Source organism: Streptomyces sp. 2A115, from assembly GCF_052245575.1.
GTDB lineage: Bacteria > Actinomycetota > Actinomycetes > Streptomycetales > Streptomycetaceae > Streptomyces.
Map to the genome: position 1 here is coordinate 1 of NZ_JBQQCG010000158.1, position 10,299 is coordinate 10,299.

A 10,299-nucleotide genomic window follows, 5' to 3' on the forward strand; every position below is an offset into this window, starting at 1 on the left:
GCACGTCCCCTCACACCGACGGAAGGCTGCGGACGGGTGGGGGCTGGGGCCCCTTCAGGGGCGCGGGAAACTGCGCGCCCAGCCCACGAGGACCGGCAGTGTGAGAACCGGCCTGAGGCCCCCGATCTTTTAGGGGCGCGGGGAACTGCGCGGGCAGCCACAGACGGCCCGCACCCAACCGCTCAACCGCTCAACCGCTCAACCGCTCAACCGCTCAACCGCCGGAGGCAATTGCACCGGCGAGGCGAAAGTCCAGAGCCGTACACCGTCGCCCCGCCGACACCGTACGCACCGCCTGGCCTATGGCCTTGCGAGAGCCGACCAGGACGACAAGCCGCTTCGCGCGGGTCACCGCCGTGTAGAGGAGATTTCGCTGAAGCATCATCCACGCACCGGTGGTGACCGGAATGACCACTGCCGGATACTCGCTGCCCTGGGAGCGATGAATCGTCACCGCGTACGCATGCGCCAGCTCGTCGAGTTCGTCGAACTCGTACGGAACCTCCTCGTCCTCTTCGGTCAACACCGTCAGCCGCTGGTCGTCGAGGTTCAGCGACGTGACCACACCGACCGTGCCGTTGAAGACACCGTTCTCCCCCTTCTCGTAGTTGTTGCGAATCTGCGTGACCTTGTCACCGACACGGAACACCCGCCCGCCGAAGCGTTTTTCGGCGAGATCGGGCCGGGCGGGTGTGATCGCCTGCTGAAGCAGGCCGTTGAGGGTTCCCGCACCAGCAGGCCCCCTGTGCATGGGCGCCAGCACCTGCACATCCCGACGCGGATCGAGCCCGAACTTGGCGGGAATGCGCCGAGCCGCCACATCCACCGCGAGCCGCCCCGCCTCCTCCGTGTCGTCCTCGACGAAGAGGAAGAAGTCCTTCAGGTTCTCGGTGACGGGCTGCTGACCGGCGTTGATCCGGTGAGCGTTCGTCACCACCCCGGACTGCTGAGCCTGACGGAAGACCCGGGTCAGACGGACCGCCGGCACCGGGCCGCCGTCGGCGAGCAGGTCGCGCAGCACCTCGCCCGCGCCGACGCTGGGTAGTTGGTCGACGTCCCCGACGAACAGCAGATGGGCCCCCGGAGGCACCGCCTTGACCAGCTTGTTGGCGAGGAGAAGGTCGAGCATCGACGCCTCGTCCACGACCACCAGGTCGGCATCCAGCGGCCGGTCCTTGTCGTACGCCGCGTCCCCACCCGGCCTCAGCTCCAGGAGCCGGTGCACGGTGGACGCCTCGGCGCCCGTCAGCTCGGCAAGTCGCTTGGCGGCCCGGCCCGTTGGCGCCGCCAGCACCACCTTGGCCTTCTTCGCCCGGGCCAGCTCCACGATCGAGCGAACCGTGAACGACTTGCCGCAACCGGGCCCGCCGGTGAGCACGGCGACCTTCTCCGTGAGAGCGAGCCGGACGGCCTCCTCCTGCTCGGGCGCCAGCTCCGCCCCCGTACGGTCCTTGAGCCACGCCTGGGCCTTGTCCCAGGCCACATTCCGGAAGCCGGGCATCCGGTCCTCGCCGGTGCGCAGGAGTCGCAACAGCTGGGCGGAGAGGGAGAGTTCGGCCCGGTGGAACGGGACCAGATAGATGGCAGTTATCGGGTCACCGCCGTCCGGCGCCGGTACCCGCTCGCGTACGACGCCCGGGTCCTCGCCCTCCTCGGCGGGCGCCGCCAGTTCCGCGAGGCACTCGATGACCAGGCCGGTGTCCACCTGGAGCAGTTTCACCGCGTCCGCGATCAGCCGTTCCTCGGGGAGATAGCAGTGGCCCTGGTCCGTGGACTGCGAGAGGGCGTACTGCAAGCCGGCCTTGACTCGTTCCGGGCTGTCGTGCGGGATGCCGACGGACTGGGCGATCTTGTCGGCGGTGAGGAAGCCGATGCCCCAGACGTCGGACGCGAGCCGGTACGGCTGGTTCTTGACCACCGAGATCGACGCGTCCCCGTACTTCTTGTAGATGCGGACCGCGATCGACGTCGACACCTCGACGGTCTGGAGGAAGAGCATGACCTCCTTGATCGCCTTCTGTTCCTCCCACGCCTCGGCGATCTTCTTGGTGCGCTTGGGGCCCAGGCCCGGGACCTCGATCAGCCGCTTCGGCTCCTCCTCGATGATCTGGAGCGTGTCAAGGCCGAAGTGCTGGGTGATGCGGTCCGCGAAAATCGGGCCGATGCCCTTGACCAGGCCTGATCCGAGGTAGCGGCGGATGCCCTGGACGGTGGCCGGGAGGACGGTCGTGTAGTTCTCGACCGTGAACTGCTTGCCGTACTGCGGGTGCGAGCCCCAACGGCCCTCCATCCGCAGGGACTCCCCCACCTGGGCACCGAGCAGCGCGCCGACGACCGTGAGGAGATCTCCGCCGCCTCTGCCGGTGTCCACCCGCGCGACCGTATAGCCGTTCTCCTCATTGGCGTACGTGATCCGCTCCAGTACGCCCTCGAGAACCGCCAGGTTCCGCGCCCCGCTCTCCACCACCTGATTGGACATGATCCGACGCTACCGCCGACCTCTGACAGCGCGTGAAGCCTGTGGACAACTCCCGCCGCCCGCCTCAACACGCTTCACCGGAGCACGCTTCATCACGATCCGGTCTCGGGGTCTTGCCAACTTCCGTGTAATCGATTCCAATCCTCCGTGTAATCGATTCCACGAGGAGGTGGAGCGGCGATGGCGAGCATCAAAGATGTCGCCGCGGAGGCCGGGGTCTCCGTTGCCACGGTGTCCCGTGTGCTCAACGACCACCCGTCCGTGAGCGCCGAGGCACGCACCCGTGTCCTCGCCGCCGTCGAGACGCTGGGCTACCGCCCGAACGCCGTCGCCCGCTCCCTGCGCACCGACCAGACCCGCACCCTCGGCCTGGTCATCAGCGACGTACTCAACCCGTACTTCACCGAGCTGGCCCGCTCCGTCGAGGAGGAGGCCCGCGCGCTCGGCTACAGCGTCATCATCGGAAACGCCGACGAGCGGCCGGAGTTGCAGGACCACCACATCCGTACGCTCCTCGACCGCCGGATCGACGGGCTCCTGGTGTCCCCGACCGATGGCGGGTCGCCACTGATCCTCGACGCCGCACGCGCGGGGACGCCGATGGTCTTCGTGGACCGCTGGATCCCGGGCGTGGACGTGCCGGTCGTACGGGCGGACGGGCGCACGGCCATCCGCGATCTCGTCACCCATCTGCACGCCCTCGGCCACCGCAGGCTCGCCATCATCGCGGGCCCGGCCGCCACCACGACCGGCAGCGAGCGCGTCGAGGCCTTCCGGGAGGCACTGCGCGAGTACGGGCTCCCGCTGCCCGGCGCGTACATAGGACAGGGCGACTTCCAGGCGGCCAGCGGTCGCCGGGTCACCGAGGAGTTCCTGAACCTCCCCGAGCCGCCCGAGGTCGTCTTCGCCGCCGACAACCTGATGGCCCTGGGCGCGCTGGACGCCATCCGCGCGCGCGGGATGCGGGTTCCCGACGACATCGCGCTCGCGGCGTTCGACGACATCCCGTGGTTCGTGCACACCGATCCGCCGATCACGGCGATCGCCCAGCCGACCCCCGACCTGGGCCGGGCCGCCGTGCGCGCGCTCGTCGACCGCATCGAGGGACGCCCCCCGCAGTCCGTGACCCTCCCCGCCCGTCTCGTCGTACGCCGCTCCTGCGGCGAAGCCGCCCCCGTATCCCCCGAACCCGCCCCCGCACCCCCCGTACAAAGGAGCAACCCGTGAGCGATCCGGACGAGTTGCTGCGTATCGAAGCGATACGCAAGACCTTCCCCGGTGTGGTCGCGCTCGACAGCGTCGACTTCGATCTGCGCCGCGGCGAAGTGCACGTACTGCTCGGCGAGAACGGCGCCGGCAAGAGCACCCTCATCAAGATGCTGTCCGGCGCCTACCGGCCCGACTCCGGGCGCGTGGTGGTCGGCGGCGAGGAGGTCCGCGTCCAGGGCGCGCAGGACGCCGAGCGCCTCGGCATCGCGACCATCTACCAGGAGTTCAACCTGGTGCCCGATCTGACGGTCGCCGAGAACATCTTCCTGGGCCGTCAGCCGCGCCGCTACGGCCTGATCGACCGCAAGCGGATGGAAGCGGACGCCGCCGAGCTGCTGGAGCGGGTCGGCGTGAACGTGTCCCCGCGCGCGCGTGTGCGTGAACTCGGAATCGCACGCCTGCAGATGGTCGAAATCGCGAAGGCGCTGAGCCTCGACGCACGCGTGTTGATCATGGACGAGCCGACCGCCGTGCTCACCTCCGAAGAGGTCGAAAAGCTCTTCCGGATCGTGCGGCAGCTGCGCGAGGACGGCGTCGGCATCGTCTTCATCACGCACCACCTGGAGGAAATCGCCGCTCTGGGAGACCGGGTCACGGTCATCCGGGACGGCAAGAGCGTCGGCCAGGTGCCCGCGTCCACACCCGAGGACGAGCTCGTACGTCTCATGGTGGGACGGTCCATCGAGCAGCAGTATCCGCGCGAACGGCCCGAAGGACAGGCCGGAGAACCGGCCGACGCCGGGACCGCGTTGCTCACCGTCGAAGGGCTCACCAGGGACGGTGTCTTCCACGACGTGAGCTTCGAGGTGCGGGCCGGTGAGGTCGTCGGGATCGCGGGGCTCGTCGGAGCCGGACGTACGGAGGTCGTACGGGCGGTCTTCGGCGCCGATCCGTACGACAGGGGGTCCGTGGCGGTCGCGGGCGCCCGCCTGCCGCGCCATGACGTGAGCGCGGCGATGACGGCCGGCATCGGGCTCGTACCCGAGGACCGCAAGGGCCAAGGGCTGCTCCTTGACGCCTCGGTCGAGGAGAACCTCGGCCTCGTCACGCTCCGTTCCGCGACCCGCGGCGGGCTCGTCGACCTCAAGGGGCAGCGGACGGCCGCCGCGCGGATCGCCGAGCAGCTCGGCGTCCGCATGGCCGGGCTCGGCCAGCAGGTGCGCACCCTCTCCGGCGGCAACCAGCAGAAGGTCGTCATCGGCAAGTGGCTGCTCGCCGACACCAAGGTGCTGATCCTCGACGAGCCGACGCGCGGCATCGACGTCGGCGCCAAGGTCGAGATCTACCAGCTGATCAACGAGCTCACGGCCGCCGGACACGCCGTCCTGATGATCTCCAGCGACCTGCCCGAGGTGCTCGGCATGAGCGACCGGGTGCTGGTGATGGCCCAGGGCCGGATCGCGGGCGAGCTCACCGCGGACGAGGCGACCCAGGACTCCGTGATGGCACTCGCCGTCAGCACACCGACTACCGCAACCGACACCCCTGTTACCGCTGTGGAGGGCTCCCGTGGCCACTGACACGCTCAAGAGCACATCGGGCGCGAGTGGCGCCTCGGGCGGCGCGGGCGGCCTGCGCCGGCTCCTGCTCGACAACGGCGCGCTCACCGCGCTGATCATCCTCGTCATCGCGATGTCGGCCCTGTCCGGCGACTTCCTGACGACGGACAACCTGCTCAACATCGGCGTCCAGGCGGCCGTGACCGCCATCCTCGCCTTCGGCGTGACCTTCGTGATCGTCTCGGCGGGCATCGACCTGTCGGTCGGCTCCGTCGCCGCCCTGTCCGCCACCGTCCTTGCCTGGACGGCGACTTCGGAGGGCGTACCGGTCTGGATCGCGGTCCTTCTCGCGATCGCCACCGGCATAGCGTGCGGCCTGGTCAACGGCGTCCTGATCTCGTACGGGAAGCTGCCGCCGTTCATCGCGACCCTCGCCATGCTGTCGGTCGGCCGCGGCCTGTCCCTGGTCATCTCGCAGGGCAGCCCGATCGCCTTCCCCGACTCGGTCTCGCACCTCGGTGACACGCTGGGCGGCTGGCTGCCGGTGCCGGTGCTCGTGATGGTCGTCATGGGCCTGATCACGGCGCTGATCCTGGGCCGTACGTACATCGGCCGCTCGATGTACGCGATCGGCGGCAACGAGGAGGCGGCCCGCCTCTCCGGCCTCCGCGTGAAGAAGCAGAAGCTCGCGATCTACGCCCTGTCCGGCCTCTTCGCGGCCGCCGCGGGCATCGTGCTCGCCTCCCGGCTCTCCTCCGCGCAGCCGCAGGCCGCGCAGGGCTACGAGCTGGACGCGATCGCCGCGGTCGTCATCGGCGGCGCCTCGCTGGCCGGCGGTACGGGCAAGGCGTCCGGGACGCTGATCGGCGCCCTGATCCTGGCTGTGCTGCGCAACGGCCTCAACCTCCTCTCCGTGTCCGCGTTCTGGCAGCAGGTCGTCATCGGCGTGGTCATCGCGCTGGCCGTGCTCCTCGACACCCTGCGGCGCAAGGCGGGGGCGACTCCGGTCGCCGCCGGGACCTCCTCGCGGCCCAAGGGCCCACAGGCGGTGAAGTACGCGCTCGCGGTGGTCCTCGCGGCGGCGATCGTGGGCGGTCTGACCCTCGTCAACAACGGCTCGTCCTCCGCGACCAACCAGAAGATCGGCCTGTCCCTCTCCACCCTGAACAACCCCTTCTTCGTGCAGATCAGGCAGGGCGCGCAGGAGGAGGCGAAGAGGCTCGGCGCGGACCTGACCGTCACGGACGCGCAGAACGACGCCTCGCAGCAGGCCAACCAGCTGCAGAACTTCACCAGCGAGGGCGTCGACTCGATCATCGTCAACCCGGTGGACTCGGACGCGGCGGGCCCCTCGGTGCGCTCCGCGAACAAGGCCGACATCCCCGTCGTCGGCGTCGACCGGGTCGTCAACAAGGCGGACACGGCCGCACTCGTGGCCTCCGACAACGTGGAGGGCGGCGAACTGGGCGCCAAGGCGATGGCCGAGAAGCTCGGCGGCAAGGGCAAGATCGTCATCCTGCAGGGCCTGGCCGGCACGTCCGCGAGCCGCGAGCGCGGCGCGGGCTTCGCCGAGGGCCTCAAGGCCTACCCCGGCATCGAGGTCGTCGCCCGACAGCCGGCCGACTTCGACCGCACCAAGGGCCTCGACGTGATGACGAACCTGCTCCAGGCCCACCCGGACGTCGATGGCGTCTTCGCCGAGAACGACGAGATGGCCCTCGGCGCGCTCAAGGCGCTCGGCTCCAAGGCGGGCAAGACGGTCCAGGTCATCGGTTTCGACGGCACGCCGGACGGCCTGAAGGCCGTCAAGGAGGGCACGCTGTACGCCTCGGTGGCACAGCAGCCGAAGGAACTCGGCAGGATCGCGGTGGAGAACGCGCTGCGGGCGGCCGACGGCAAGGAGGTCGAGAAGACGGTGAAGGTGCCGGTGAAGGTGGTCACGGCGAAGAACGTGGACGAGTTCAGCGGCTGACCGCGCCCGAAGTCGACCGACGGAAGTCGACGGGAGAGCGGCCAGGGGAAGCCGCCCTCCCCCAACTCACCCCTACAGGGAGACAGTTCATGTACGACTACGACCTGCTGGTCGTGGGATCGGCCAACGCCGACCTGGTGATCGGCGTCGAGCGGCGGCCGGGCGCCGGGGAGACCGTGCTCGGCTCCGACCTGGCCCTCCACCCGGGCGGCAAGGGCGCCAACCAGGCGGTCGCCGCCGCCCGCCTCGGAGCCCGTACGGCCCTGCTGGCCCGGGTCGGCGACGACGCGCACGGCCGGCTGCTGCTCGACTCTCAGCGGGCGGCCGGGGTCGACACGTCCGGCGTCCTCGTCGGCGGCGCGCCCACCGGAGTCGCGCTGATCACGGTCGACCCGTCCGGCGACAACAGCATCGTGGTCTCTCCCGGCGCGAACGGCCGCCTGACCCCGGAGGACGTACGAGCGGCCGCGGCCCTCCTCGCCGCCTCCCAGGTCGTCTCGGCTCAGCTGGAGATCCCGCTGGAGACGGTCGTGGAGGTGGTACGGAGCTTGCCGCCCGGCACCCGTTTCGTACTGAACCCGTCCCCGCCCCGAGAGTTGCCGGAGCAGGTGCTGGCCGCCTGCGACCCGCTGATCGTGAACGAGCACGAGGCGCGGGTGGTCGTGGGCGCCGACGCGGGCGAGACACCCGAGCAGTGGGCCGAGGCGCTCCTCGCACTCGGCCCGCGCTCGGTGGTCGTCACCCTGGGCGAGGAGGGCGCGCTGGTCGCCGACGCCGCCGGGGCGACCCGCGTCCCGTCCCTGAAGGTGGAGGCCGTGGACACGACCGGCGCGGGCGACTCCTTCACCGCCGCGCTCGCCTGGCGGCTGGGCGCCGGGGAGTCCCTGGCGGCCTCGGCGGCGTACGCGGCACGCGTGGGAGCCGTCGCCGTCACCAGGGAGGGCGCCCAGGCCTCCTTCCCCACCGCCGAAGAGGTCGCCGCGCTGTGAAGAGGGCCGGAATCCTGAACCGTCATCTGGCGGGCGCCCTGGCCGAGCTGGGCCACGGCGACGGCGTACTCGTCTGCGACGCCGGCATGCCCATCCCGGCCGGGCCACGGGTCGTTGACCTGGCCTTCCGCGCCGGGGTGCCGTCATTCGCCGAGGTCCTGGAAGGGCTCCTGGACGAACTGGTCGTGGAGGGCGCGACGGCGGCGCAGGAGACAGCTGAGGCGAACCCGGCCGCCTCCACCCTGCTGACCGGCCATTTCCCGACCCTGACCCTCGTCTCCCACGAGGAACTCAAGTCCCTCTCGGCGGACGCCCGCCTGATCGTGCGCACCGGCGAGGCACGGCCGTACGCGAACGTGCTGCTGCGCTGCGGGGTCTTTTTCTGATCCCCTGGGGCCCGGGTTCTGATTTCCCTGGGGCCCCGGACAACTTCGAAGGGGCCCAGTCCGTCGACCGGGCCCCTTCGCTTCCCTCCCCCATCAGAACCCCCGCGATCCCCCCGGATCCCCCTCCAGAAGTCCTGATGCCAAGTACGACCCACGGGGTGCGGAGAGGGTTGCACGGCCACACAGAATTTTTTTCGCGCGCCGCGGCGACTCCCGCAGCGCCTCACCCCGAGCCCCACACTCCCAGCCCCTCACCCCCACCCCCTCACTTCCCCAGCCCCTCACACCGCGGCGATGCCCTCCATGCCGGACTCGGCGAAGGCCGGCAGGTCCTCGACCGTCGTGACCTTGGTCAGGGATCCGTCCTCCTCGACGCGGAAGCCGTCGACGGTGCCGGAGACCGCGTTCTGGACGTAGACGAACCTGTCGTCCGCCGTCACCGCGAGATCGATCACGCCCTGGGAGTTCGCCGACGGCGGGGTGGCCACTCCGACGTCATTGGTGAGGGCGAGCTTGCCGCTTTCGTCCATGCGGTACCCGGTGACCGTCGAGTTGCCCGTGTTCCCGCCGTAGAAGAAGTCGCCCGCGCGCTCCAGCCAGCACAGGGTCTCCTGGCCGTTGGCGAGCGGTTCCTGCACGACCTTCAGTTTGCCGTCGCGTTTCACCTTGTACGTACTGACCGTGGCCTTCTCGGCCTCCGCGACCAGCATCCGCCCGGCGGAGTCGAAGCTGATCGCGAACGGCACACCGCCCGCGGAGTCGTTGACGACGGGCTCGTCGACGGCCGGGAGCCCGCTCCGCTTCATCGGGAAGACCTCGACGGTGTTGTTCGACTTCGTGGTGACGACCAGGTTGCGGCCGTCCGGAGTGAACTCGACCTCGCCGGGTGAGCTGGAGAAGAGTGGCACGTCCTCGTTCTCAAGGCCCAGCGAGCGGTGCGAACCCTTCAGCGGCTTGAGCCCCTTCCCGGTGATCCTGAACCCCTGGACGCTGCCCTCTCCGCCGGCGTTCATGACGTACGCGACCTTGCCGGACACCGCGACGCTCGCGGGGAACTCACCTCCCGAGTCGACGACCCGGCGGTCCGTCAGCTTCTGCCCCCGCACGCGGAAGGAGGTCACCGTTCCGCTGCCGGCGTTGACGGCCAGCAGCAGCCCCGACCGGTCGTCGTAGACGAGGGAGCCCTGGGAGGCGAGCGAATCGGTCGGCGCGTCGGTCTGGTGGCCGCCGTTGCCGCCGGTCTCGTACTTCCCCGCCGCGGTCAGCGCCCCGTCGTCATCCCGTTCGAACACACGGACAGTATTTCCGTCCAACTCGTTGCCCTGCACGAAGACCGCGTGGTCGGCCTTGGCCGCTTCGCTCCCGGAGCCCGCGTACTGCCCGGCGTTGGCCAGGGTCCCGGCCGTCGCGACGCCCGCCGTGGCGAGAAGCCCTGCCCCGATCAGGGCCAGCGGCTTCTTCGACTTCGCTTTGTGTGTGCTCGCCTTGCGGCTGCTGACGTTGCTGGTGCTGCGCTGGTGGTTTCCACTCATGTCCGGCTCCGGCTCCTCGGAAGGTCTCCGCCGCCCTCACGATTCGGGGCGGCCAGAGCCAGAGTTGCCGCTGGGACCGGTGTGACGAACGCGCTTAGCCATCACGTCAGGCTCTCGTAAGACCTCTCCCCCACCCCCCACCCCCCGCCCCTTGATCGGTGATTGGACGGTTT

General features: G+C 70.0%; 7 protein-coding genes. 5 read left to right on the forward strand and 2 right to left on the reverse strand.

The features are described 5' to 3' along the window. Positions 1 to 214: 214 nt before the first annotated feature. On the reverse strand, positions 215 to 2,479 hold the full coding sequence (gene recD2, locus ACTWQR_RS54470; protein WP_443234795.1) for an SF1B family DNA helicase RecD2: 2,265 nt from the start codon (positions 2,477 to 2,479) through the stop codon (positions 215 to 217). Between the two features lie 180 nt (positions 2,480 to 2,659). Between recD2 and ACTWQR_RS54475 the strand changes: the two genes are divergently transcribed. The 5 genes from ACTWQR_RS54475 to rbsD all read left to right on the forward strand — a co-directional run bounded on the left by ACTWQR_RS54475 (position 2,660) and on the right by rbsD (position 8,594). After that, positions 2,660 to 3,706 (forward strand): LacI family DNA-binding transcriptional regulator, encoded by a 1,047-nt coding sequence (locus tag ACTWQR_RS54475; protein WP_443234796.1) that lies wholly within the window; start codon positions 2,660 to 2,662, stop codon positions 3,704 to 3,706. Beyond that, positions 3,703 to 5,268, forward strand: a complete 1,566-nt coding sequence (locus ACTWQR_RS54480) for a sugar ABC transporter ATP-binding protein (protein ID WP_443234797.1) — start codon at positions 3,703 to 3,705, stop codon at positions 5,266 to 5,268. Before ACTWQR_RS54475 ends, ACTWQR_RS54480 begins: the two co-directional genes overlap by 4 nt. Further along, the gene (locus ACTWQR_RS54485; RefSeq protein ID WP_443234798.1) at positions 5,258 to 7,219 is read left to right on the forward strand and encodes an ABC transporter permease/substrate-binding protein; all 1,962 of its coding nucleotides are present in this window, start codon (positions 5,258 to 5,260) and stop codon (positions 7,217 to 7,219) included. Before ACTWQR_RS54480 ends, ACTWQR_RS54485 begins: the two co-directional genes overlap by 11 nt. Positions 7,220 to 7,308: 89 nt before the next feature. Further along, positions 7,309 to 8,208, forward strand: coding sequence for a ribokinase (gene rbsK / locus ACTWQR_RS54490; RefSeq protein ID WP_443234799.1), 900 nt, complete (start codon positions 7,309 to 7,311; stop codon positions 8,206 to 8,208). Beyond that, positions 8,205 to 8,594 carry a D-ribose pyranase gene (rbsD, locus tag ACTWQR_RS54495; protein WP_443234800.1) on the forward strand — a complete coding sequence of 130 codons (390 nt, stop codon included), beginning with the start codon at positions 8,205 to 8,207 and terminating at the stop codon, positions 8,592 to 8,594. The genes rbsK and rbsD overlap by 4 nt, the downstream gene beginning before the upstream one ends. Positions 8,595 to 8,875: 281 nt before the next feature. On the opposite strand, the gene ACTWQR_RS54500 is transcribed toward rbsD, so the two are convergent. Continuing rightward, positions 8,876 to 10,126 (reverse strand): lactonase family protein, encoded by a 1,251-nt coding sequence (locus ACTWQR_RS54500; protein WP_443234801.1) that lies wholly within the window; start codon positions 10,124 to 10,126, stop codon positions 8,876 to 8,878. Between the last annotated feature and the right edge of the window lie 173 nt (positions 10,127 to 10,299).

Bases quoted from the DNA above. Each gene is read 5' to 3' on its own strand.
- rbsK (WP_443234799.1), top strand. From the start codon at position 7,309: ATGTACGACTACGACCTGCTGGTCGTGGGATCGGCCAACGCCGACCTG.
- recD2 (WP_443234795.1), bottom strand. From the start codon at position 2,479: ATGTCCAATCAGGTGGTGGAGAGCGGGGCGCGGAACCTGGCGGTTCTC.
- ACTWQR_RS54475 (WP_443234796.1), top strand. From the start codon at position 2,660: ATGGCGAGCATCAAAGATGTCGCCGCGGAGGCCGGGGTCTCCGTTGCC.
- ACTWQR_RS54500 (WP_443234801.1), bottom strand. From the start codon at position 10,126: ATGAGTGGAAACCACCAGCGCAGCACCAGCAACGTCAGCAGCCGCAAG.